The organism is Bradyrhizobium sp. Ash2021 (genome assembly GCF_031202265.1).
GTDB lineage: Bacteria > Pseudomonadota > Alphaproteobacteria > Rhizobiales > Xanthobacteraceae > Bradyrhizobium.
Map to the genome: position 1 here is coordinate 926,873 of NZ_CP100604.1, position 23,086 is coordinate 949,958.

20 protein-coding genes, 1 tRNA gene and 1 pseudogene are annotated in these 23,086 nt (G+C 61.6%); 8 read left to right on the forward strand and 14 right to left on the reverse strand.

The window, feature by feature from the left end; genetic code table 11:
* The first annotated feature begins 14 nt into the window (after positions 1-14).
* Together NL528_RS04305 and NL528_RS04310 are read left to right on the forward strand one after the other, a co-directional pair.
* Positions 15-1,032: pseudogene (locus NL528_RS04305) on the forward strand (hypothetical protein).
* Between the two features lie 180 nt (positions 1,033-1,212).
* Positions 1,213-2,664 (forward strand): MATE family efflux transporter, encoded by a 1,452-nt coding sequence (locus tag NL528_RS04310; protein WP_309181477.1) that lies wholly within the window; start codon positions 1,213-1,215, stop codon positions 2,662-2,664.
* Between the two features lie 96 nt (positions 2,665-2,760).
* Here NL528_RS04310 and NL528_RS04315 read toward each other — a convergent pair whose 3' ends face one another.
* The 5 genes from NL528_RS04315 to NL528_RS04335 all read right to left on the reverse strand — a co-directional run bounded on the left by NL528_RS04315 (position 2,761) and on the right by NL528_RS04335 (position 5,705).
* Entirely contained in the window at positions 2,761-3,228 is a 468-nt protein-coding gene (locus tag NL528_RS04315; RefSeq protein WP_309181478.1) for a hypothetical protein, read from the reverse strand.
* Positions 3,229-3,332: 104 nt separating this feature from the next.
* Positions 3,333-3,734: an SRPBCC family protein gene (locus NL528_RS04320; protein WP_309181479.1), complete on the reverse strand. Its 402-nt coding sequence runs from the start codon at positions 3,732-3,734 to the stop codon at positions 3,333-3,335.
* A 130-nt stretch (positions 3,735-3,864) separates the two neighbouring features.
* The gene (locus tag NL528_RS04325; RefSeq protein ID WP_309181480.1) at positions 3,865-4,224 is read right to left on the reverse strand and encodes a VOC family protein; all 360 of its coding nucleotides are present in this window, start codon (positions 4,222-4,224) and stop codon (positions 3,865-3,867) included.
* A 52-nt stretch (positions 4,225-4,276) separates the two neighbouring features.
* Positions 4,277-5,116 (reverse strand): AraC family transcriptional regulator, encoded by an 840-nt coding sequence (locus tag NL528_RS04330; RefSeq protein WP_309181481.1) that lies wholly within the window; start codon positions 5,114-5,116, stop codon positions 4,277-4,279.
* Between the two features lie 10 nt (positions 5,117-5,126).
* On the reverse strand, positions 5,127-5,705 hold the full coding sequence (locus tag NL528_RS04335; RefSeq protein ID WP_309181482.1) for a methylated-DNA--[protein]-cysteine S-methyltransferase: 579 nt from the start codon (positions 5,703-5,705) through the stop codon (positions 5,127-5,129).
* A 200-nt stretch (positions 5,706-5,905) separates the two neighbouring features.
* Here NL528_RS04335 and NL528_RS04340 point away from each other — a divergent pair.
* Positions 5,906-5,979 (forward strand) — tRNA-Gly (locus tag NL528_RS04340).
* Between the two features lie 152 nt (positions 5,980-6,131).
* Here NL528_RS04340 and NL528_RS04345 read toward each other — a convergent pair.
* A complete protein-coding gene (locus NL528_RS04345; protein ID WP_309181483.1) occupies positions 6,132-6,449 on the reverse strand; it encodes a hypothetical protein in 318 nt (105 codons plus the stop codon).
* A gap of 981 nt (positions 6,450-7,430) precedes the next feature.
* On the opposite strand from NL528_RS04345, the gene NL528_RS04350 reads away from it, so the two are divergent.
* Entirely contained in the window at positions 7,431-10,607 is a 3,177-nt protein-coding gene (locus tag NL528_RS04350) for an efflux RND transporter permease subunit (protein ID WP_309181484.1), read from the forward strand.
* A gap of 2 nt (positions 10,608-10,609) precedes the next feature.
* Positions 10,610-11,878: an efflux RND transporter periplasmic adaptor subunit gene (locus NL528_RS04355; protein WP_309181485.1), complete on the forward strand. Its 1,269-nt coding sequence runs from the start codon at positions 10,610-10,612 to the stop codon at positions 11,876-11,878.
* 68 nt (positions 11,879-11,946) lie between these two features.
* Here the strand turns inward: NL528_RS04355 and NL528_RS04360 are convergent, their stop codons facing one another.
* Complete coding sequence (locus NL528_RS04360) at positions 11,947-12,675, reverse strand: hypothetical protein (protein WP_309181486.1); 729 nt, start codon at positions 12,673-12,675, stop codon at positions 11,947-11,949.
* Positions 12,676-12,756: 81 nt separating this feature from the next.
* Complete coding sequence (locus tag NL528_RS04365; protein WP_309181487.1) at positions 12,757-12,981, reverse strand: hypothetical protein; 225 nt, start codon at positions 12,979-12,981, stop codon at positions 12,757-12,759.
* A gap of 321 nt (positions 12,982-13,302) precedes the next feature.
* Between NL528_RS04365 and NL528_RS04370 the strand changes: the two genes are divergently transcribed.
* Both NL528_RS04370 and NL528_RS04375 read left to right on the forward strand, forming a co-directional pair.
* Positions 13,303-13,980, forward strand: a complete 678-nt coding sequence (locus NL528_RS04370) for a response regulator transcription factor (RefSeq protein ID WP_309181488.1) — start codon at positions 13,303-13,305, stop codon at positions 13,978-13,980.
* Positions 13,940-15,430 carry an ATP-binding protein gene (locus NL528_RS04375; protein WP_309181489.1) on the forward strand — a complete coding sequence of 497 codons (1,491 nt, stop codon included), beginning with the start codon at positions 13,940-13,942 and terminating at the stop codon, positions 15,428-15,430. The genes NL528_RS04370 and NL528_RS04375 overlap by 41 nt, the downstream gene beginning before the upstream one ends.
* A gap of 92 nt (positions 15,431-15,522) precedes the next feature.
* Here NL528_RS04375 and NL528_RS04380 read toward each other — a convergent pair whose 3' ends face one another.
* Positions 15,523-15,786: a DUF3551 domain-containing protein gene (locus NL528_RS04380; protein WP_309181490.1), complete on the reverse strand. Its 264-nt coding sequence runs from the start codon at positions 15,784-15,786 to the stop codon at positions 15,523-15,525.
* 275 nt (positions 15,787-16,061) lie between these two features.
* On the opposite strand from NL528_RS04380, the gene NL528_RS04385 reads away from it, so the two are divergent.
* On the forward strand, positions 16,062-16,298 hold the full coding sequence (locus tag NL528_RS04385; protein ID WP_309181491.1) for a hypothetical protein: 237 nt from the start codon (positions 16,062-16,064) through the stop codon (positions 16,296-16,298).
* A 165-nt stretch (positions 16,299-16,463) separates the two neighbouring features.
* Here the strand turns inward: NL528_RS04385 and hemA are convergent, their stop codons facing one another.
* The 5 genes from hemA to NL528_RS04410 form a co-directional block, all read right to left on the reverse strand.
* Positions 16,464-17,726: a 5-aminolevulinate synthase gene (gene hemA, locus NL528_RS04390; RefSeq protein ID WP_309181492.1), complete on the reverse strand. Its 1,263-nt coding sequence runs from the start codon at positions 17,724-17,726 to the stop codon at positions 16,464-16,466.
* A 237-nt stretch (positions 17,727-17,963) separates the two neighbouring features.
* Entirely contained in the window at positions 17,964-19,439 is a 1,476-nt protein-coding gene (locus NL528_RS04395) for a catalase (protein ID WP_309181493.1), read from the reverse strand.
* 16 nt (positions 19,440-19,455) lie between these two features.
* Entirely contained in the window at positions 19,456-20,484 is a 1,029-nt protein-coding gene (locus NL528_RS04400; protein WP_309181494.1) for an agmatinase, read from the reverse strand.
* Entirely contained in the window at positions 20,481-21,164 is a 684-nt protein-coding gene (locus NL528_RS04405; protein ID WP_309181495.1) for a winged helix-turn-helix domain-containing protein, read from the reverse strand. Before NL528_RS04405 ends, NL528_RS04400 begins: the two co-directional genes overlap by 4 nt.
* A 219-nt stretch (positions 21,165-21,383) precedes the next feature.
* Positions 21,384-22,025 (reverse strand): glutathione S-transferase family protein, encoded by a 642-nt coding sequence (locus NL528_RS04410; protein WP_309181496.1) that lies wholly within the window; start codon positions 22,023-22,025, stop codon positions 21,384-21,386.
* Positions 22,026-23,086: the final 1,061 nt, after the last annotated feature.

Consider the following 23,086-nt stretch of genomic DNA (forward strand, 5'->3'; position numbering starts at 1 on the left):
GGACGGGAGCGAGCATGACCGGAGAGCAGGAAGCGCGCGAGGCGCAATGGCTGAAATGGCGCAGCGTCGCCGATCTCTACCATGCTTTTTTCACCGGGCTCATTCTCACCGTCGTGAGCCGTCGCGGCACCGCCGACGCCGCCGAATTCGTATTCCGCGTGTTTCGCCGCCAGCAGCAGGAGCGTTTTCTGCCTGGGCTGCAGAAACTCGGCCTTGATCATCTGCCGCCCGCGGTCGCGGCGGCGCAGTATCATTATCTCTCCAACTGGATCGGCGGCGTCCATGTCGAATATATGTGCGAGACCGACCGCAAGGCCTGGATCCGCTATCCGCCGCCGCGCTGGATCTGGCGCGGCACCGCGATCTGCGGCGTGCCCGGCGAGGTCTCGCGCGCGATGCTGCGGGGATGGCACGCCAATAATGGCGTGGCGCTGGGCGATCTGCGCCTCGGCTTCGTCTGCACCAAGCAGAGCGTCGACGGCCAGGACGGGCTCGAAGGCTATTACTGCGAATATGACCATCCGCTGGAGCTCGATCAGCGCCTGGTGTTCGCGCGGCATCTCGAAGCCCCCCTGTTCGATCCCGCCACCGCACCCGCCTTGCCGGTCGCGAGCTGGCCAAAACCGCGGCTGGAAAAGGCCTATCGCAATTACGCGATGGAATATGTGCGGACCGCAGCACCTGTGATGGTGCAGGTGTTCGGTCCGGAGGACGCCGGATACTTGCTGCACCTGACCGGCAAGCTGGTCGGCATGCAGTATTTCGACGAAATCGCGCACGCCTTCGCGGCGAACCGCGGCACGGCCAAGGATTTTGTCGCATTCCTGCGCATCCTGTTCGAGGCGCAGGACGATGTCGCCGAGATCAGCGCCTCTGACGGAGCGTTCGAACTCCGTCAGCAGACCTGGAAGCTGATGGCCGATGTGCCCGATTATCATCCGGCCTGCGCCAGGGTTCTGGAGGGGCTGTATTCCGGTGCATTTGAAGCCGGCGCAGGGCGGTAAACCGCCGTTAATCTGGTCGATCGGCTAAAGCGAGCGCTCGCCTGCAATCGCGCAGGCCCGCATTGCGCCCCGCGCACGTGGAATCGGCCCCGGTCATGGTAGGGAACACCGTGCCATAGCAATCAGACTGCGGAAAAATTTATGATTGGCGCATGACCTTGTCGCCAAACCGCTCACACTTTGGCGGGTCATGCGCCTGGGAGCCGAGATGCCGGATATTGCGGTTGCCGAAATACCCGTAGACGAGGAGGAACGTCCGCTTCCGCCGCCGCAGCCGCCTGTGCGGAATGCGCTGCTCGATCGCCCGATCCTGCGCACGCTGTTGTGGCTCGCCTGGCCGAACGTGATCGCGCTCTCCGCGAGCACCTGCGTGGTGATCGCGGAGACGTCCTATATCGGCCGGCTGGGCGTGGAATCGCTGGCCGCGATGGCGCTGGTGTTTCCCTGCGTGATCCTGACCATGACGATGTCCGGCGGCGCCATGGGCGGCGGCGTCGCTTCCGCGATCGCGCGTGCGCTCGGCGCCGGCGACCGGGAGCGCGCCTCGACGCTGGCCGCACACGCACTGCTGATCGGCGTCTGCTTCGGACTGACCTTCATGCTGGGCATGCTGATCTTCGGGCCGCGATTGCTCGAACTGCTCGGCGGCCGCGGCAACGTGCTGGCGCAGGCGATCGCCTATGTGCAGATCTTCTTCGGCGGCGCCGTCGCGCCATGGCTGATGAACACGATGGCGGGAATTTTGCGCGGCACCGGCAACATGAAACTGCCGTCGCTGATGATGCTTTCTTCGGCGGTCTGCCAGATCATTCTCGGCGGCACGCTCGGCCTCGGCCTCGGGCCGATCCCGCAATTCGGCATGCGCGGCGTCGCCGCCGGCTCGCTCACGGCCTATGTGATCAGCATATCCATCATGTCCTGGTATCTGTTCTCCGGCCGGGCCCGCGTCGTTCCCAAGCTCTTGGGATTGCGGATTCAATGGGCGATGTTGTTCGACATCCTCAAGGTCGGCGCGATTTCCTGCTTTTCGCCGCTGCAGTCGGTGCTGACCATCAGCATCTTTACCCACATGCTGGCGGGCTTCGGCACCGCGATTCTGGCCGGCTACGGAATCGGCGCGCGGCTCGAATTCCTGCTGACGTCGGTGTCGTTCGCGGTCGGTATCGCCTCGGTGCCGATGATCGGCATGGCAATCGGCGCGGAACGGATCGCGCGGGCGCGGAAGATCGCCTGGACCGCGGGCCTGGTTTCGTTCATCGCGGTCGGGGCGATCGCGACCTTCATCGCCATCTTCCCGGATCTCTGGGTCAACCTCTTCACCCGTGACGCGGGCGTGCGCGCCGCCAGCCACCAATATCTGTCGACGGCAGCCCCGATGTACGCCTTCATTGGACTGGCGTCGTCGATGTATTTCTCATCCCAGGGCGCCGCCAAGGTGGTCGGTCCGGTTCTGGCACAAACCGCGCGGCTATTGTTCATCGGCACCGGCGGCTGGTGGCTGTCGACGCACGATGCGACTGCGCAAAACTTTTTCACGCTCGCCGCGGCATCGATGGTGGTGCTCGGCGTGCTGTCATGCGCGAGCGTGATCCTGACCCGGTGGGGACCAAAGCCCGGTCCCGTTCCGGCAGCTCGTCCGGTGTTGTCGCAAGCGCGTTAGAGCGTTTTCGAGCGAAGTGGATACCGGTTCGCGTGAAGAAAACGCGTCAAAACAAGAATCTAGAGCTTCGGTTCTGATTCAATCAGAACCGAAGTTCTAGCGCCGCCGGTGACGCCGGTGGCCGCCGCCGAAATTGGCCATCCGCATCAATTGCGGGATCATGCCCATCAGCTCGCCGCCGCCTCCTCCGCCGAGCATGCCCATGATGTCGCCGCCGCCCATGGCGCCCATGCCCATGCCGCCGCCGCCAGATCCGCCGGGGATCATTCCGCCCGAACCGCCGGGCATTCCGCCGCCGCCCATCATGCCGCCGAGACCGCCGCCGCCACCACCTTCCATCATGCTGCCCATCATCGGCCCGATGGTCTGCATCATCATGCCAAAGCGGCGCTTGCCCATTTTCGCCTTCATCATTTCCAGCATCGGCGCCATCTGCGTCATCATATCTTCGCCGCCGCCACCTCCGCCAAAACCTGCGAATTGGGCCTTCGCCGGCATCGATGTCAGGGTGAACAGCAGCAATAGCGTGGCCGCCTGGCACACCACCTTGTCAGCTCCAGTCATGGCAAAACTCCCCGTGCGCGGAGCCGCGGACGCGGCGCCATCCGGACGCACGCGGCAAGGCTAGGAGAGGGGGAGCGGCCAATCTGTGAGAAAGATCACGTTCGCTATGCTGCGGCGCGTCCCAGTGCCTTCTGCATCGCCAACGCGGCCTGATCCATCTGCGCGTTCATGTAAGGGCCAATTTCGTGCGGCAGCACGTCGACGGTCCAGAGCAGCCGGCTGCGGCTGTCGCCATCGGCGATCACCTGCACCGACGCGCTGTGCTGCTTCAGGCGTTCGCTGATCACGGCATAGACCAGCCGCCGCCTGGCGTCGTCGCAATCGACCAGCAGCTCGCGCGCCACGGTGCCGTTCGAGAACGTCACGATGCGCGCGTCGCCATCGAGTTTTGTGTCCAGCACGAAACCGGGCACCAGACGCGTATGCAGCGCGCCGAAATCGCGCACCGCATCCCAGACGTGATCGGGGCTTGCGTCGATGGCGATGTCTTTGTGGATGGAAGCCATATGAGTGAGTCCTTTTCGCAGGTATGGGAATCGTCATTGCGAGGAGCGAAGCGACGAAGCAATCCACTCTTCCTTGTGGCGCGATGGATTGCTTCGCTTCGCTCGCAATGACGCCGGTGGCAGCAGCGCGTCAGGTACAAACCGCCTCGACGTTGTTACCGTCGGGGTCGATCAGGAACGCGGCAAAATAGGTCGGGCTGTAGTCCTTGCGATGGCCGGCCTCGCCATTATCGCGGCCGCCGGCTTTCAGCCCTTCGGCGTGAAATTTCTTGATGGCGGCGTGGTCCGGCGCGCGGAAGGCGACGTGGGCGCCGGTGTTGGCTTTGCCCTTGTCTAGATGCAACCACAGTGCCGGCTCGCCCTTGGGGCCGAACCCCGCGCCTGCATCGTCGCGCGAGCACAGGACATAGCCGAGCGGCGCCAATGCCGCGGTGTAGAAGCGCACGCTGGCGTCGAGATTTCCGACGCGTAATCCGATGTGGTCGTACATGATTTTCTCCAGTGAAACGCGCGAGATGCCGCGCGGCCTGGAGCAACCCTAGTCAGTGGAGCGCAAGCCGTTCTTGGAGAATCTTGCGGTCGCCCCGCGAAGCCCGGCGGAATTTCTGCGGCGAGGCGCCGGCGGCGCGGTGGAAGGTGCGAACAAAATTGGACAGATCGTTAAAGCCGACATCATAGGCGATATCGGTGATCGGGCTGTCGTCATCGGCCAGCCGCCGCGCCGCATGGCGCAGCCGCGAGCGCACCAGATATTGGTGCGGGGTCACCCCCAGTACGTCGGAGAACAGCCGCAGGAAATGGAACGGGCTGATGCCGGCCTGGGCGGCGGCATCCTCCAGCTCGATGGCCCGGTGCGAATTGGCGTCGATCCACAGCGCGGTTTCTACTGCGCGGCGGCGGTCTCTCAATGTCGCCGTCACGGGCCTGGGCGCGCGCCGGGAAACCACATCGACAAAACGGCTGGCGAACAGGTGCCCGACTTCGTCGAGACCCACATCGCTGTTGCCACCTGCCGCCGTTTGCGCGCGTTCGCCCAGCACCATCAGTTCCGGCAGCGGCGGCACCGAGCCGACCTGCCAGATGTCCCTGTTGTCGCCGATCGTTTCAACCAGTTCCGGATCGAGGAAAAATGACAGGCATTCGTCGCCGATGACGTGGTCATGGGTGCAAATGTATTCGTCGCCGGGATGGCCGACCAGGATCGATCCCGCCACCAGCTCGTGGAAGCGCCCCCGGCAATGGCAGCCGAAACTGCCCTTGCGGACATAGGAGATCGAATGACAGGCATATTGTTCCGCGAACGGCGCGTCGCCGGGCGCCGCCGTGCAGCGGAACTCGGACACGGAAATGCGTTTTCGCTGCAGCAGTGTCGTTCGGATCATACCGTCAAATTTAGGTCTGCGGGCGCGGCGGCGCAACGGGCAGCAGCACGTCGAACAGGGTCTTGCTGGCGGTCGGGTGCGCGCCCTCGATCGAGAGCAGCCGGCGTTTGGAGATGGCGCCGCCGTTCGGCGAGATCTTGTCGGCATAGTGGCCGGCTTCGAGCACGCGATGGCAGGGCACGATGATCATGAAGGGATTGCGGCCGATCGCCTGCGCCACCGAATACACCGCGCCCGACGCGCGCAGATGGGACGCGACCTCGCCATAGGTGCGGGTTTCGCCGCGCGGGATGCTGCGGGCGAAGGCATAGACGCGCTGGTTGAAGGTGGGGATGCCGGTCATATCCAGGGTCACGTCGGAAAGATCGGCGCTCCCGCCGCGCAGCAACTCGGCGATGCTCTCGATCGCGATCCCGACATCCACTGGCGCGCGGGTTTCGCGGGCCTCGGGATAGAGCTGAAACAGCCGCCGCCTTGTGTCAATCTCGCGGGCTTCCGGGAGCTGCACGGCGATGATGCCGCAATCGCCCCAGGCGATGCCGCAGCGGCCGATGCCGGTATCGAAAATGCTGTACGCACGCCCCGCCATGACGCCCAACCCCCCGGGGCATCATAACACCGTCACAGGCCGGCGCATCTGGAATCTTGGGGTTCGGTTAAGGGCTTGGCGCGGAGGGCGTGGGAACCGCTTGGCGGATCGCCCGGTCTCGGCTAATCAATGGGGAGCATGATCCGGAAAAGCGGATACCGGTTTTCCGAAAAGATCATGCTCAAATAGAAGAGGCGAATGCGGGCGTAGTTCAATGGTAGAACGGCAGCTTCCCAAGCTGCATACGAGGGTTCGATTCCCTTCGCCCGCTCCAGCTACTTAGCCCGCTTTCAGGGGCAGGGTTTTGTCGTTGGTTTTGCACGTTATGTTCGCCTTTCGTTGAATTGCCGGATCAGGGCTTTGGTGGCCGCGCTGCGATCGACGTAGCGCCGGATGATCTTGATCCATGATCGCAGGCGGCGAACGTTACTGTGACGTCTTGGCCTCTCTCTCGGTCCTCACGTCTCTCTCCATTTCGAGGCACGTCAGGAATTCGACATAGCTGGGGGTACCGTCGATGCCGGCTTCTTCGTTGCACTGGAATTTGGCGCTGGGACTAAATTGTATCCATTCTGCTTGAAGTTGGTTGCGTGCTTGGTTCTCATCGATAACGCACCTTTCCTCCATCTCCTTCGTACCGCCTTCGAGTTGGCACTCCCGCGCGATTTCAAATTGCGGTATGGCGTCCGCGATGGCGATGGGGTGCAGGGAAGTCAGGATAATGATTGGTAGGTGGATCAGCATCGTTATTCTCCGGGGCTCGTGATGTCATTGGGTCCGCAACGTCCGCCGGTGACCCGCGTCAAGACGAGTGTTGAACGTTTTGCGCAGGCTTATTGCCTTTGATCGTGCGTAAAGATCCGGCACGCCGAAGTGTCTGGTTCTCAAAAGGGCATTCTCAAGCGCCAGAAAAAGAAGTCGGGCTTATTGCCCGCCCGACCTCTGCGAGTGCGGTCACGTCAGCGTTCAGTCCGGACGGACATCGATCCGGATTTGTTGTTGCCACCGTCGAACGGCTACGCCGGTCCAAGACGCGGACGGATCAATTAGCCGACACGGGTTCGCAGGGGGGACTGCTATCCCAGGGCTGTGTGGCAAATGCGCCGACGGCCGGAGCGGGGACGCAGGCGCGCCCGTCGGACGTAGTGACCGCATTGGCCGGGTGCCGCGAGGTTACGTGGCCCTCGCGAGCCATCGCGGGAGTTGCAAGCGTGGCGGCGGCGAGCAGTGCAGTCGACAGAAGTTTGAGCGGGGTCATTCGATTTCTCCCTTGGGTATGAAAGCCAACAGCGTTTGGCTCCTCTATGGAGATGGAGTAACGACCAGCCGATCAAAGTCACAATTCCTCACCTCGTTTCAACGCCGCGTGAGATCGGTGCGTCGTGCGATGGCAGAAACCTGCTTGGAATTCTAAATTGGTTTTTAATTGAGAACGTGTCGGTCTCCGACCATTGTTAGAGCGGCATCTGGCCCCTGTTCTGTTGCCGGAAGTTTTCGGTGGGGCGACCCTCCAGAGAAAATACCTGGGAAACTCTCAAGGCGTGGTCGTGGAAAAGTTCGCGCACGCAACGGCTGACTATGTCGGGTGGTAAAGATGTTCTGTTCTCACGCTCCTTTGTCCGCAAACGCATCCGTCCCGATTGACGGCCATGACGGAATGAAAATGTCTCGTAGCCGACTCCCGTCGTAGGGCCTCTTTTGCGGGCTGCGCTGCAAGGATAAATCATGGGCATTGTTCGTTTTGCGCTGAGGTTTCCGCATACTTTCTATGTGCTGGCAGCTCTGATCCTGTTTCTCGGTGTCGCCGCCATCCGATCGATGCCGACCGATATTTTTCCGGAAATCCGCATTCCCGTGGTGACTGTCATATGGCAGTACACCGGCCTCACCACGCCGGAAATGGAACAGCGCGTCAGCACCTACAGCCAATATTCCATCAGCGCCAACGTCAACGGCATCAAAAACATGGAAGCGCAGACCCTCAATGGTCTGTCGATCCAGAAGATCTACTTCCAGCCGGACGTCAATCTCGACCTCGCTATCGCGCAAATCGTGTCTGCGACCAATGCCATCCGCGCCCTGATGCCGCCCGGCATCCAGCCGCCAATCGTCGTGCAGTTCAATGCGTCCAGCGTTCCGGTTCTGCAGCTCAGTCTCAATTCGGACAGCCTGAACGAGCAGCAACTCTACGATTTCGGCATCTATCGCGTTCGTCAGCAATTGGCCCCGGTTCCCGGCGTCACCCTGCCGACGCCGGCGGGCGGCAAATATCGCCAGATCATGGTCGATATCGACCCGGACAAGCTGCTTTCCCGGGGACTGACGCCGCTCGACATCGTCAATGCGGTCAATACGCAAAACCTCACGCTGCCGTCGGGAACGGCGAAGATCGGCGACACCCAATATACGGTGCGAACCAACGCCACGCCGGCGTCGATCAACGACCTCAACATGATACCGGTCAAGTTCGCCAACGGCGCCACCATTTTATTGAAGGACGTGGCGCAGGTCCGCGACGGGGCGCTGGTGCAGCAGAACATCGTGCGCGAGGATGGCCGCCGCTCGGTTCTGCTTAGCGTGATCAAGAACGGCAATGCGTCGACGCTGGCGGTCGTCAACGGCGTGAAGAACGCGCTGCAGGCGATCCGCTCCTCCGCACCGGCCGGACTCAAGGTCAACGAGCTGTTCGACCAGTCGATCTTCGTTACAAACTCGGTCACCGGCGTGTTGCGTGAAGGCGCCATCGCGGCGGGCCTCACCGCGCTGATGATCCTTGTCTTCCTTGGTTCGTGGCGATCGACGCTGGTCGTGATGATCTCAATTCCGCTGGCGATCCTGTCGTCGCTCGTGGTGCTGTATTTTCTGGGCGAAACGTTGAACACCATGACCCTCGGCGGCCTTGCGCTGGCGGTCGGCATCCTGGTCGACGATTCGACCGTGACCATCGAGAATACCCACCGGCTGTGGACCGAAGAGGGCATGCCGCTCTCTGAGGCGACGCTGCATGGCGCCGCCGAAATCGCGGTGCCGACGCTGGTTTCGACGCTTGCCATCAGCTGCGTGTTCACCTCGGTGGTGTTCCTCGACGGACCAGCCAAGTACCTGTTCACGCCGCTGGGACTTGCCGTCGTATTTGCGATGCTGGCTTCTTACGGATTGTCGCGGACGCTAACGCCGATCACGATCGGCCTGCTGCTCAAGGGCGAACGTCATCACGCAGAGGATGGAGCCCCGAGGGGCTTCTTCTCGCGGATGACCGCCGCATTCGAGCGCGGGTTCGAGCACCTGCGTAATGGATACGCGAAATTGCTGGCAACGCTGCTTCGGCGGAGGGCTATCGTTCCGGTCGTCGTCGTCCTGATGCTCAGTCTCGGCACGGTGATGCTGTTATTCGTTGGCCGGGACTTTTTCCCGCTCATCGACGGCGGCCAGATCCAGCTCCACGTTCGTGCTCCCGCCGGCACCCGTATCGAAAGCACCGAAGCGATTTTTCAGGCGGTTGAGGACAAGATTCGCGAGGTCATTCCGGAAAAGGACCGCTCCCTGATCGTCGACAATATTGGACTGCCGGCGCGAGCCTTCAATCTGGCGTTCGCCGACGGCTCAACGATCGGGATCAACGACGGCGTCATCCAGGTAGCGCTCAAGGAGGGCCACAAACCAACCGCCGATTACGTCAAGAAATTGCGTCAGGTGCTGCCCGCCGCATTCCCGGAGGACGTATTCTATTTCCAGGCGGCCGATATCGTAACGCAGATTCTGAACTTCGGACTGCCGGCGCAGATAGACGTCCGGACGGTGGGCTACGACAAGAACAACCTTTCGGTTGCAAGGGAGCTCCGTCAACGCCTCGCCGCAATTCCAGGCATCGTCGACGCGCATCTGCAGCAGGAAGTCGACGCGCCGGCGTTCTACGCCCAGATCGACCGGACGCGCGCTGCGCAGCTTGGCCTCAATGCCAGCACCGTGGCGACCAACATCAATGTCAGCCTGAGCTCGTCGGAGCAGGTTTCGCCTAACTTCTGGACCGATCCGACCTCGGGGATTCCGTATTATCTGGCTGTGCAGACGCCGGAGTACAAAGTCAACTCGCTCAATGCGCTCGCGAACACGCCGGTTTCCACTTCGTTGGCGGTGAGTGGGCAAACGGTCCCTGGCATGCTGAGCAATGTCGCGACGTTCAAGCGGGACAAGGTCGCCACCAATTCCAACCAGACCAACATTCAGCCGGTTTTCGACGTCTATGCCAGCGTGCAGGGCCGCGATCTCGGCAGTGTTGCAGCCGACATCAACAAGGTGACGACTGAGCTGCAGAAGGAACTGAAGCCCGGCAATTCAATTCAGGTAATCGGCCAGATCCAGAGCATGAACGACTCGTTCCGGAATCTGGGTATCGGGCTGCTGTTCGCCGCGGTCTTCGTCTATCTGCTGATGGTTGTGAACTATCAGACCTTCGGCGATCCGTTCGTGGTGATCCTGGCCCTGCCGGCGACACTCTGCGGCATCGTCACGATGCTGTTCATCACCGGTACCACGCTGAACGTGCCGTCGCTTATGGGAGCGATCATGGCAGTCGGCGTCGCCTCAGCGAACTCGATCCTGCTCGTGACCTTCGCGCGCGAGCAGCAGCTGAAAGGGCACTCCGCCTTTGAGGCCGCTCTGAGTGCCGGCCACACCCGAATCCGCCCCGTGCTGATGACCGCCGCCGCGATGATCGTCGGCATGATCCCGATGGCGATCGGTGGCGCCGGCGAGGAACAGAACGCTGCGCTCGCGCGCGCCGTCATCGGCGGCCTCTTGTTCGCGACACCGACCACGTTGCTGATCGTGCCTTACCTGTTCGCCATGCTGCGCAAGGGCAACGACGGAAAGCCTCACCATGGCGTATTCGAGGAAGCTTAGGAATGACCGAGACTCGTGTGCGGCCGAAAACTGAAGTGCCGAAGGACCGGCCTGATCCGGAAACCGATCGTGTTGTTACGTTGCCGAACGCTGCGCCCAAGCGGCGAGGTTACGGAGGCGCGCTATTCGGGGCAAGCGCGCTGCTGCTGCTCGCAGGCGGCCTTGCGGTAGGAGGTTGGCGCCACTACCAGGCCGAGTTCGACGTCGCGGCTACCGCGCAACAGAGCCGTACCCTGGTTCCCGACGTTCGCGTGGGTACGATTCGCGCCAGCGATAGTAAAATTACCGTCACCTTGCCGGCGACGACGACCGCATTCGAAGCGGCGAATATTTTTGCGCGCACCAACGGCTACATCGAAAAACGCTACGTCGACATCGGCGATCGGGTCAAGGCCGGAGCCCTGTTGGCAGAGATTACCGCCCCTGAGCTCGACCACCAGATTACGCAGGCCCAGGCGACGCTGGCCCAGAACCAGGCCACGTTGCAGCAAACACAGGCAAGTCGTGAGCTCGCCGAAGTCACCAACGGGCGCGATAGCAAGCTCGTCAAGCAGGGATGGCTCACGCTTCAGCAAGGCGACAACGATCGCCTGACCCTGCAGGCGCAACAGGCAGCGGTCGGCGTAGCTCAGTCGAATATCGCCGCCCAGGAGGCGCAGATTCGAATCCTCGAGCAGGAGAAGGCCTACCAGCGCGTCGTGGCGCCATTCGACGGCGTGATCACACAGCGCAACATCGACAATGGCAGCCTGGTGACGTCCGGATCGACCTTCATGTTCACGCTGATGCACCCTGATGTGATCCGTACCCAGGTGTTCGTCCCCCAGGATGAGGCCTTTGGGCTTGGGCCCGGCGTCGATGCAGTGGTTCGTGTCCCGGAAATTCCGGACCGGAGTTTTCCCGGCAAGGTCACGCGGATCGCGAGCGCGTTGCAGCCCGGGAGCCGGACGCTGCTGACCGAGATCGACGTCCCCAATCCGGACGGTGCGCTCAGCCCCGGGATCTATTGCACGGTCGAGCTGCTTATTCCGCGCAAGACACCATCGATGACGATACCGGCCGATGCGGTCGTATTCGATCAGAACGGCCTGCATGTCGCGGTCGTCAAGGACGGCACCGCCCATCTGCAAAAGATCACGATCGCGCGCGACTTCGGCACGGAGGTCGAAGTGCACGACGGCGTCAAGCCGGGCGATCAGGTCATCCTCAATCCGATGGTGAATCTGGCGGAAGGCAGCAAGGTCGCGGCGCGCAAGGCGCAGACAAGCTAGATCGGCGCAGCGGAGGGACGGGCGATGCACCGCTTGCTGTTGACAATGGCGACGCTGCTGTTAGGCGCTCATGCGAGCCTGGCGCAAGTCTCCACCATGGGCACCACTGCCATGGGCCTTTCATCGACGCCGGGAACGATCGTGACCTCCCCGCTCTTTGGCCCGAGTCCGTTCTCCGCGGCCACACAGCCAGGCGCACCCGACACGACGCTGGCGCCGGTACCGCTGGCTTCTGATCCCACGCTTCCGGGGACGGTCGTGACCTGTTCCACACCGACAGGGCAAATCACGCCTGGAACTCCCGCGGTGCCAGTTACTTCCCTGTCGTCAATGGCCGGCACAATCGGAACGACGCCATCGATAGCCGCGGCGCCGACGATGTCGGCAGCACCAGCTGCGTCTTCCGCATCTATAGTTGGAAACACGGCCACCGCATCATTCATCGGAAGCACGACCACACCATTTCTGCCGCTGTCCGCACAACCGGCTACGTCATTCATCACGGATTTTCCCGGCACGACCATACCGGCGCCGCAGCCGCCCGCAGTGCCACCTCTGCCGGCACCTTCCATTACGCCGATGCCCGTACCAACATCATCGACGGCGCTGAGCACAATCTCCACATCCATGCCGGGCACAATAGCCACGATGACGGCACCGACCATGACGATGTCACCGACTGCGACGATGCCTGCGGCATTGGGAACAATTGCCACGCCAACCGTCATCACGACGACTGGGACCGTCTCGCCGTCGAGCCCGATTGGCAGTCCTTCGACTACCGTATGCAGCTCCATGCCGGGAGGTCCGCCGACCAATGGCACGGCTCTGCCGCTCTCGACGCCGGCAATTCCGGCGAACCCGCCGCCCGGCACGATTCAGCAGGACATCGCGCAGCTTGGCGGAACCAGCATCGATCCGACAGCGGCGGTTATGCCAACGCCGAACACGTCGGCATGCGCCGAGAGCAGGACGATGAACCTGGCGACGCCCGGCACGACGGCACCGGCCAACGCCACGGGCGCCGCGGCGACGCCGGGCGTATCGCCGCCGGGCTGCTGACTGGTCCAATCCTTGAACCTGATCCGCGAACAGTCGTCCACGCTTTGATCGACCCGCCACGGCAATTCTAGAATGCTATTTATAAAATGCTATTTAATGGTGCGGCTCATTCATGAGGGCTATTTTTTTAGCGAGCGGCCCCACCGCGCTTGCCCCCTCAGGCGGTGGGCAGATGCCGCCGAGCGGACGGCGACGCCACGCCTTTTGCCCCCGAAAGGCGGGCGGCGCTGTCCGGCTCCCTTCGGGAGAAGCCAATGACAGTTGCGGGTCGTTGAATGGCAGCGGTCTCGGGCAAGCGGGCAGTCGTGGAAACAGCAACCTCAAACCCTGCGACGGTCTTCGCCGCAGTCGGGAATCGATTGATGACAAAATTGTTGCTGATCGAGGATGACAGCGAGACGGCTGAGGAAATCACAGCCGAACTGGCCGACCGCGGTTTTGAAATCGAGTGGTCGGCCAACGGTATAGAAGGCCTCGACAAGGCACGATCTTCTCGGCCGGACGCCATGATCGTCGATCGGCTGCTGCCCGGAATGGACGGCCTTACGGTCATCGAAGCGCTCCGGAAGGACCAGGTGCGCACGCCGGTACTGGTGCTGAGTGCGCTCGGCGCGGTGGATGACCGCGTGCGCGGATTGCGGATGGGCGGCGACGACTATCTCACCAAACCGTTCGCGATCGTCGAGCTCGTCGCCAGAGTGGAGGCGTTGCTGCGCAGACCCGCGGAATCGCGCGACACGACGTTGCGGGTAGGACCGCTGGAACTGGATCTGATCGAGCGCACCGCCAAACGCGGCGACCGGGTGATCGATCTTTTGCCGCGTGAGTTTCGCTTGCTCGAATATATGATGCAACGTAGCGACCAGCTGCTGACGCGAGCTATGCTTTTGGAGGAGGTCTGGAACTACAAATTCGTTCCGGCAACGAACCTGGTGGACGTGCATATGGGGCGGCTGCGTCACAAGGTGGACGGACCGGAAGAAGTGCCGATGATCCACAATGTTCGCGGTGCCGGCTTTATCCTTCGCACCGGACCATAGGGCTCCGATGGCCGGGGGGCAACGCGCCGCCGCGGGCATTAAGCCGCCGCGGGCATTAAATAGAATGTGCACGCGGCGAGATCAGATGCTTCAGGCGCAAATCATACGTTCAATTACCTTCCGTCGAGCGCTGGCGGTGACCGGCGCATTCGCGGTTTTCGTCATCGCGCTGTTCGGATTCATCTACTGGCAGACCGATCAATACCTGATCGCGCGATCTGACCGAATGATCGCGAGGCAACTCAACGTTATCTCGGCGTTGCCCGGTGAACGACGGTTGGATGCAATCGACGAGCATCTAAGGCAGGATTCCCGTGGCGTTCAATATGCCGGGTTGTTCGCCGCGGATGGCCGCCGGATAACGGGCAATCTGGAACAGTTCCCACCAGGGCTCCAGATGAATGATTCGGTCCAGAGCCTCTCGGTCGTCCGAACGCTGCCGACCGGTCGAGAGACGCGCGCGATCCGCGCGATCGCCCGCCGAATGCCGAATGGCGATGCGCTGGCGATCGGACGAGAGGTCGACGAAACCAGGGAAATTTCCCATGTTGTCGGTCAGGCACTTGCGCTGGGTCTGTTGCCGGCGTTTTGCCTGTGCCTGCTGGCTGGTGCGTGGTTGAGCATGCGGGCTCAGGAGCGCGTCGAAGACGTAAATCAGCATGTTCAGCGTATCATCGCCGGCGATCTGCGTGAGCGGCTTCCGCACCGTGACGTCGACGATCCGTTTTCGAGGCTCGCGTCCATCGTCAATGGCATGCTTGATGAAATGGAAACGATGATCCACGCGCTCGCCGGGGTAGGCAACGACATCGCCCATGATTTACGCACGCCGCTGACGCGGGCGCGGCTCGCTCTCGAGCGCGGCCGCACCAACGCAACGACGATGGAACAGCTCCAGGCGGTTGCAGACAAGGCGGTCGCGAACATCGATCAGTCGCTGACGATCATCACGGCTCTGTTGCGCCTGGCCGCAATCGAGAACAGCCGGCGGTCGGCGGCCTTCGGTAATGTCCCATTGCACGAAATGCTGCGCGAGGTCTGCGATATCTACGAACCGATCGCCGAAAACAAGAATATCAGCTTGCGGGTCGATGTGGGACACCGGCTTTACGTGCGCGGTGACCGGGATCTCTTGCTCGAAGCGGTCGCCAATCTCGTCGACAATGCCATCAAGTTTACGCCCGAAGGCGGCAAGGTGGATATCGAACTGTTGCGTGGCGATGGCGAAACCATCGTGCGCGTGACCGATACTGGCCCCGGCATCAGTGAGCAGGAGCGCGAGGCGGTGCTGCGGCGTTTCTACCGCTCCGACAAGATCCGAAGTACGCCGGGCGTGGGCCTTGGCCTGAATCTGGTGGCCGCGATCGTGAAGTTGCACGGCTTTCGTCTCGTGATCCACTCCGGCCAGGGCGGTCGGTTGGAGATCATTTGTCCCGACAGGCATGAGTGAACAGCGCGACCTCGGCGCGCCCGGGGGGCGGACGAACTGAGGGTGAGGGCTTCTTCTTGCTGTTAGAAGCAGGAGTCAGGATCTGGTAGCTGCTACTGGCCGACACCTCGGCCTTGCCATCGCCAATGCTCATCATCGCGAACTGCGGGTGCATAGCATTCGGCGGCGAGGCCCGAAGCGGTCGCCTCACACTGCGCGTAGCTCGTGAAGCTGCAATCCGTCCCGCCTTCGGCATATTCGAGACAGTCATGTCCGGGGGGAACTATGGGGCCCGCCTTCGCAGTTCCCGTTGCGCCGAAAGCCACAACTGAGAGAGCAGTTACTGCAGCGATCGCTGTCATCGAAATTATCTTCATATCCAGTCGTCATTGTCCTGGATGCCCACTCTCAACATGGAGATTGGCGAGCGCGAAAGCCATTATAAAGAAAATAATCTTGGCTAACTCACCAGAATCAACGGCAAGGCGCCAGCGCCTTGCATCTGATTCCGTGATCGGCGACTCCCAACGGAGTGCTGCGGCGAGGGTCTTGGCCGCTTCCATCGCGCTTAAAAACGAATTTAGTGGGACGATCGAGATTGTCTCTTATCTACAGGTCGAGGGACACAACGATCTACACGAAGGACACAAATATGAAACTCACCACAATCGCATTGGCTACCGCGTTCGCCCTCTCGGGGACGGCCGCCTTTGCAAACACGCATCATCATAAAGCGGTCGCGAGGGCTGATCGCGATGCCGTCGGTATGGTCCATCTGCATTCGAACTACGGCAACCCGAACGGTAATCCGGACGGTCCGACGACATTGAGCGGCACCGGAGACTCTTCGTTCGGCGGCTCGTCGCCCGGTACCAGCGGCTACAACTAAGAAACAGCCCCGCACTTGCGTGGGCTGACGGTCTAGGCGACGCTCATGGGCGAAGGTGCTCACGTTGAAGGCGAAGCTGCTTCGGCAGCTTCGCCTCGCTGATTTTGGAAACTCGCAACCGAGCAGGACGGTGAAGCATCTGGCTCGCGCAACTGAGCGGCGAGGCTATCCGCTGGCCGCGATCGTCTGCGCAAGCTGCTCGCCGGGCTGACAGTCTATTCCGAGCGGGAGCTCGAGCTCCTGCCAAACCGAAACCAAGGCGTCAGCCAACTGTTGGATCAGCCGAACATCGTGCGCAGGGGTGGGGGTAATCCGCAGTCGCTCGGTGCCTCTGGCAACCGTCGGGTAATTGATCGGCTGGATGTAGATCCCGTGCCGTTCAAGCAGAAGATCGCTCGCCCGCTTGCACAGGTCGGGATTGCCGACCATGACCGGCACGATATGCGTCTCGGTCGCCAGCACCGGCAGGCCGGCCTTTCGTAGCACCGCCTTGGTCGCCGCCACGGCGGCGCGCTGACCTGCGCGCTCTACGTCCGACGTCTTGAGATGGGCGATCGAGGCAGTCGCAGCCGCCGCCACTGCGGGAGGCAAGGCTGTTGTGAAGATGAATCCGGGAGCATGGGATCGGACCGCGTCCACGACCGCGTTGCTGGCGGCGATGTAGCCGCCGAGCGTCCCGAAGGCCTTGGCAAGCGTTCCCTCGATGACATCGATGCGTGCCATAACGCCGTGTTGCTCGGCAAACCCCGCGCCGCGCGGCCCATACATGCCAACGGCATGGACCTCGTCCAGATAGGTCATCGCGTCATAGCGCTGTGCAAGATCGCAGATTGCCTCGAGTGGAGCGACGTCGCCGTCCATCGAATAGACACTCTCGAACACGATCAGTTTCGGGTGGTCGGGCGCTGCGCGCGAGAGCAACTCCTCCAGATGCTCAAGATCGTTGTGGCGCCAGATCTGCCTGGCACAGCCCGCGGCACGCATACCTTCGATCATCGAATTATGGTTGAGCGCATCGGACAGGATCAGGCAGTCCGGAAGGAGCCTCGCGATCGTCGCGATGCCCGTGTGGTTGGAAACATAGCCAGATGTGAAAACGAGAGCTGCTTCCTTGCCATGCAGGTCGGCAAGCTCTGCCTCCAGCTGTACCAGCGCCCGATTCGTGCCCGAGATGTTGCGCGTTCCGCCCGCGCCCGCGCCCATTGTGCGGGCGGCGGTGCACATCGCTTCGATTACCTTCGGATGTTGGCCCATGCCGAGATAGTCGTTCGAGCACCAGACAACGACATTCCGCGCGCCGCTTGGGCTGTTCCAGAGCGCATGAGGGAACTGTCCCGCTTTGCGCTCCAGGTCGGCGAAGGTGCGATAGCGGCGCTCGCGTTTCAGCACAGCAATGGCGGATTGAAAGCTTCCGTTATAGTCGAACATTCCTGGGAACCTCTCGGGATCGGACTATACAGCGGGTATCTCGCCGATCACGGCGCGCGGCGCCAGCGCTGATGAACACGAACGAAAATGTACCGATGAACTCCGCAAGGAGCTTGGGTGCAATCTGTTTGGACATCATGGACTCCAAAGTTGAGACTGACGGCTTGGCGCGGTTTCGCCAGCGGTACGTTGGTCGGGACGGCTGGCAGCGTGGCTGAACGCCGCCAGCCGGCGGACCTATTCCGCGGCGATCGTCTGCGGTCGGAAGTCGATGCCCAGTGCCTTCGCGACGCCAGCGCCATAGGCCGGATCTGCTTTGGTACAATTGGCGATGTGGCGCTCCTGAATGTGCTTGGCCGTACCGCCGACCTGACGAGCCGTATTGTCAAACAGCGTTTGCTGCTGGGCGGGAGTCATCTTGCGAAAAAGATCGCCCGGCTGCTGCCAGTGATCGTCATCGACCCGATGGTCCCAATGCTGGGCCGCACCTTCGATCTCCAACGGCGGCTCGTTAAGCTGCGGCTGATCGATCCACTCGCCCCGGCTATTGGGGAAGTAGGTCGGAGTTCCGCCGAGATTGCCGTCAGTGCGCATCGCGCCGTCACGATGATAGCTGTGGAATGGACATTTTGGTGCGTTGACCGGGATGTGGTGGTGATTGACCCCCAGGCGATACCGTTGCGCGTCTCCATAGGAGAACAGGCGCGCCTGCAGCATCTTGTCGGGCGAATAGCTGATGCCTGGCACGATGTTGGCAGGCGAGAACGCCGCTTGTTCGACCTCGGCGAAGACGTTTTCGGGATTTCGGTGGAGCTCAAAAAATCCCACCTCGATCAGCGGGAAGTCGCCCTTTGGCCAGACCTTCGTCAGGTCGAAGGGGTTGAATGGGAAGGCCTTCGCCTGGGCGTCCGTCATCACCTGGATGAAGAGCGTCCAGCGCGGCAAATTGCCTGCCTCGATGCTTCCGTAAAGATCGCGCTGATGGCTCTCGCGATCCTTGCCCACGAGCGCTTCGGCTTCCGCGTCCGTCAGGTTCTGGATGCCCTGCTGGCTGCGGAAATGGAACTTGACCCAGATGCGCTCGTTTGCGGCGTTGAGGAAACTATAGGTGTGGCTGCCGAAGCCGTGCATGTGGCGGAAGCTCTTCGGGATGCCGCGCTCGCTCATGACGATCGTGACCTGATGCAGAGCTTCCGGCAGCAGCGTCCAGAAGTCCCAGTTGTTGTCAGCACTGCGCATACCGGTTCGCGGATCACGCTTGATGGCGTGATTGAGATCGGGAAAGCGCAGGGGATCGCGGAAGAAGAATACCGGGGTGTTGTTTCCCACGACGTCCCAGTTGCCCTCCTCAGTATAGAACTTGAGCGCGAAGCCGCGGATATCACGTTCGGCGTCCGCGGCGCCGCGCTCGCCTGCGACGGTGGAGAAGCGGGCGAACATCGGCGTCTGCTTGCCGATCTTGGAGAAAAGCTTCGCCTTGGTGTAGCGGGTGATGTCGTGCGTGACGGTAAAGGTGCCATGGGCGCCGGAGCCCTTGGCGTGCATGCGGCGCTCGGGAATCACTTCGCGGTGGAAATGGGCCAGCTTCTCGATCAGCCAGACATCCTGCAGCAGCGCCGGCCCTCGCGGCCCGGCGGTCTGAATGTTGAGATTGTCCGTGACCGGGGTACCGGACGCATGGGCCAGCGGTGGGCGTTTGGTCTCATTGCTCATTGAGTTGCTCCTTGGGTCACGGTTGAACGGGTTGCAGGAATGATTGCGCTACGGCCCGGGGCTGCCTGCCGCGTCGCTTGGCGCGTTCGTGAAAAATGGATCCGATGAAGTCGAGGCTGGTTCGTGCGGCAAGCAGCGAGGTGATCCCGGAAGGATCGTAAGGCGGCGAAACCTCGACAAAATCGGCGCCGACGACCTCGAACCGTCTGGCGACCTCGCGGAGAATGTCCTTGCCCTCGTAGTAGCTGAAGCCGCCGTGGCTGATCGTGGCCGTTCCCGGTGCGATCGACGGATCGAAGCTGTCGATGTCGATCGAGACATAGACGCGCTCGCCGTCGGGAATGTGCGCGAGAGACGCGGCGACGCCCTGGGCCCGGAGCTTGCGCAAGGGTACGACGTGCGTGCCATAAGCCTTTGCCGCTTCCCAATCCTTCCGGCTCACCGCGGCCATGTTGTGCGGTCCTAGCGTGGTGATGCCCTTGACATGCCGCATCTCGGACGCCCGTCGCATCGGGCTGCCGTGGCCCCAGGTGATGCCGTTGCGCTCGTCGATGAAATCGAAATGCGCATCCAGATGGACAATGTGGATCGGCTTCTCGTTCGAGAACGCGGCGACAGTCGCCATCGTGATCGCGTGGTCGCCGCCCAGGATATAAGGCATGGTTTTGGCGTCGAGCAGGGCGCGCACGGCCTGCTCGGCGTTGGCCAGGCTGCGCTTTGTGTCGGCGTAGATCACGTCGCTGTCGCCGGCGTCGACGATCTTTACTTCGGCGGGGGTCAGGTAGGTGACTTCGTCCTCGAAATCGAACACGCCCTCCGTCCCGAAGCCGTGAAACATCGAAACCTCGCGGATGGCGCGCGGCCCGAAACGTGTGCCAACCCGATAGCTCGATGCTGTGTCGATCGGGATCCCGAGGACGGCGACGTCGGCTCCGTCGAGCTTATCCCAGTCGGGGCAAGCCGGTTGGCGAGCAAAGGTTGCCAGACCGACGAAGGGCAAGTCCATCCGGTCGGGTGTGTTGCGGCTGGTGTTATCGGCGGTCATTGCGAAATCCCTTCCAAGAGCTTCTGCGATCTGTCTTCGACGTCCGGATTGCCTGATCGTTCGGCAGGTTTCGACGGTGAACCCCGCGACAGGGGAGTCGCACTGAGAACGAAGCCGGCGCCGCGCACGTTGCGGATCATGGGGAACTCGTTCGACCCGTCGACCTTGCGACGCAGCCGGCCCATGTGAACATCGACAAGGTTCGTTTCGGGGACGAATTTATAGTTCCATACTTCCTTCAGGAGAGTTTCCCGCGTCAGCAACTTGTCGTTCCGTTGCATCATGTACTTGAGCAATTGAAATTCGCGCGGTCGTAGATCGATCTTACGATCGCCACGCTTCGCAGCTCGATCCATCAGATCGAGCTCCAGTGATCCCACGCGCAGCACGGTTTCGTTTAACCGCGCTTGCAGCCGGACCAAGGGTTCTCCGCTCGATATCAATTCAACGGTCGCGAGCGGCCGCGTGCAGGTGGCCTCCTCTCGGAGAGGCGTTCCGCGCATCCGGTCAACCATCTTCTCAAGCGTGATCGACAGCAGCGAACGAATGTCGGCGCCATTGGAGACAAGATCGGATCGCACTTCAACGGGCACATCGTTGAGGCGGAAACGAACCAGAATGGGCAAGCCGTCGACATCGGCCAGCAGCTCCGAGGTTTCATCCTGCAACGCGGGCGGCATCTGCGTGCCCCGAGCAGAGCCTCGATGCTGTCCAAGTCTGGTTGGTGAACTTAGCAAATGTATTGAGGCTGATCTCAGCTCCGAAGTCCTCGAATCGGCACTGATGAATACCGAATTCATCCGATCGGGTTTGTTGCGGCTGGCGCTATGAGCTCTCATTGTAGTGTCCTTTTCACCGACCGCGCGGATTCGCCTCCGGCGGCCGGATTGGTTGATTGTTCAGCAGATCTCGTCGGCTATTCCTTCTTGCTCGTAGGCGCGGCGAACCGAGTGGAGGCTCGTCACCCTGTCGAGCAGCTTTGAGATGTTGGGACGCGAACGCGGCGGCTGAGCCATCGGGCGGGCCCAACGCGAGAGCATGACTAGATAGAAATCGACGGCGCTGAGCCTTTTGCCGAGAAACAGCGGGCCGTTAGCCTTGAGATGATCTTCGATAATGTCGAGAAACCGGCTGGCGCGCACTTCGGCGCCGCGCTTGACGGCGTCGGCCGCGGAGGCATCCTTGCCGGCCAGACGATCCGGATATTGCCAGATCATCAGTTCCTCCTGCAGCGAGTTCGTCAGGAAGGTCAGCCACTGGTAAAACTTGGCGCGCTCAGGCGTTCCGACCTGAGGGGCGAGCGCTGCGTCAGCATGCTGATCGACGAGATGGAGCACGATAGCGGCGGCTTCGGACATGATCAGTTGGCCGTCAACCAAAGTGGGGATCCGTCCGTTCGGATTGATCTTGAGATATTCCCTGGACTTCTGGGCGTTCTTGGCTCGATCAACGAGGACGAGGTCATATGGGACTCCGATCTCTTCGAGCAGCATGTGCGGCGCAGCGTTGGCATTCGCTGGGTAATAGTGCAGCTGGTACATCGACAGCTTCCTGGTTGGTGTTTCACTGCACCAGCAAATAAATCGATGTGACGTTGGCTACAACGCTCGGCATCCGACGATTCCGGCCAAAGGCCCGGCTTATTTGGCCGCGAAGGGGTCATGATGCCCGCGCCTGATTTTCGAGAAGCAAGACGGCGCATTTGCAGTGATCCGCGTAGCAATCGTGATCGCAGTAGACGAGGTGCGTCCCGATTTCTCGCAGGTAGCCTGCTCCGATTGGCTGAGCGCACATCACACAGGAGGATTGCGGGCGGGGCGTCCGGCCATTCACCAAGATGAATCTCACCTGGCGCCTCCCAGTGCGAAGCAAAGACGGCTCCCGAGGATGAGTTTGCATAAGAGTTTCACTGCGTAAGCTCCCTGCTCCGGAATCCCGAACTTTGGAAAATTGCCGCGGGAGTTTCGCCGCGACCGTTGTCAGGCAGCGTGGAGTTGACGTAACCATCTGCGGTCGCCGTCCTGGCGTGTCTTGAAGCGGACAGCGCACTTTCTTGAACAGAGGGCAGTTCGCCAGCAGTAGTACCGAACGAGGCCAAACTTCCCGTCGCAGATCGCGCAACGCTTGGCTTCGCAGTTCCAGCGATATTGGGGAATGTTGCGCATTGTTGCCTCCTGTGGGCTTTGCGTGGGTAATGGTTTGTGCTCACGTCGCGTTGGCCGTCGTAGGTCGCGCAGACGTGAAGAACACCTTCGGGGTCGTAACGGCCTGCCAAATCTCGCTGCGTATAGGGACGTCGGACGCAGAGCTTGACCCTCATCTGCGGGCCCCCATGGCGACGCAGCAGGCGTTCCTTGCCGTGACAGGCGGATATAACGTGATCCCGCCGATCGGGCTCGTTACGGTTGCGTTCGGTATCTTTGGCCGGGATCGTTGACATGTTGTCGCCTGCAATCGGCTCTTCCGATTAGCAGCGAGACTAAGAGGATTGAGACCGCCGGCTCAATCGTACGTGGGTACTCGGACGCTATAGAACGGGATCGGGGGATCTATACGGAGGTTTATGGTGGTGTTCGCCGCTGGGACCCGACCTTCCCGGGAC

Excerpts from the sequence above, each read along its gene's own strand:
- NL528_RS04385 (WP_309181491.1), top strand. The coding sequence starts at position 16,062 with ATGAAACTCACCACAATCGCATTGGCTACCGCGTTCGCCCTCTCGGGG.
- NL528_RS04405 (WP_309181495.1), bottom strand. The coding sequence starts at position 21,164 with ATGCCGCCCGCGTTGCAGGATGAAACCTCGGAGCTGCTGGCCGATGTC.
- NL528_RS04360 (WP_309181486.1), bottom strand. The coding sequence starts at position 12,675 with ATGGAGCTGCATACGGTAGTCGAAGGACTGCCAATCGGGCTCGACGGC.
- NL528_RS04320 (WP_309181479.1), bottom strand. The coding sequence starts at position 3,734 with ATGGCTTCCATCCACAAAGACATCGCCATCGACGCAAGCCCCGATCAC.
- NL528_RS04395 (WP_309181493.1), bottom strand. The coding sequence starts at position 19,439 with ATGAGCAATGAGACCAAACGCCCACCGCTGGCCCATGCGTCCGGTACC.
- NL528_RS04330 (WP_309181481.1), bottom strand. The coding sequence starts at position 5,116 with ATGATCCGAACGACACTGCTGCAGCGAAAACGCATTTCCGTGTCCGAG.
- hemA (WP_309181492.1), bottom strand. The coding sequence starts at position 17,726 with ATGTTCGACTATAACGGAAGCTTTCAATCCGCCATTGCTGTGCTGAAA.
- NL528_RS04310 (WP_309181477.1), top strand. The coding sequence starts at position 1,213 with ATGCCGGATATTGCGGTTGCCGAAATACCCGTAGACGAGGAGGAACGT.
- NL528_RS04345 (WP_309181483.1), bottom strand. The coding sequence starts at position 6,449 with ATGCTGATCCACCTACCAATCATTATCCTGACTTCCCTGCACCCCATC.
- NL528_RS04400 (WP_309181494.1), bottom strand. The coding sequence starts at position 20,484 with ATGACCGCCGATAACACCAGCCGCAACACACCCGACCGGATGGACTTG.
- NL528_RS04380 (WP_309181490.1), bottom strand. The coding sequence starts at position 15,786 with ATGAAGATAATTTCGATGACAGCGATCGCTGCAGTAACTGCTCTCTCA.
- NL528_RS04350 (WP_309181484.1), top strand. The coding sequence starts at position 7,431 with ATGGGCATTGTTCGTTTTGCGCTGAGGTTTCCGCATACTTTCTATGTG.
- NL528_RS04325 (WP_309181480.1), bottom strand. The coding sequence starts at position 4,224 with ATGTACGACCACATCGGATTACGCGTCGGAAATCTCGACGCCAGCGTG.
- NL528_RS04410 (WP_309181496.1), bottom strand. The coding sequence starts at position 22,025 with ATGTACCAGCTGCACTATTACCCAGCGAATGCCAACGCTGCGCCGCAC.
- NL528_RS04370 (WP_309181488.1), top strand. The coding sequence starts at position 13,303 with ATGACAAAATTGTTGCTGATCGAGGATGACAGCGAGACGGCTGAGGAA.
- NL528_RS04375 (WP_309181489.1), top strand. The coding sequence starts at position 13,940 with ATGTTCGCGGTGCCGGCTTTATCCTTCGCACCGGACCATAGGGCTCCG.
- NL528_RS04335 (WP_309181482.1), bottom strand. The coding sequence starts at position 5,705 with ATGGCGGGGCGTGCGTACAGCATTTTCGATACCGGCATCGGCCGCTGC.
- NL528_RS04355 (WP_309181485.1), top strand. The coding sequence starts at position 10,610 with ATGACCGAGACTCGTGTGCGGCCGAAAACTGAAGTGCCGAAGGACCGG.
- NL528_RS04315 (WP_309181478.1), bottom strand. The coding sequence starts at position 3,228 with ATGACTGGAGCTGACAAGGTGGTGTGCCAGGCGGCCACGCTATTGCTG.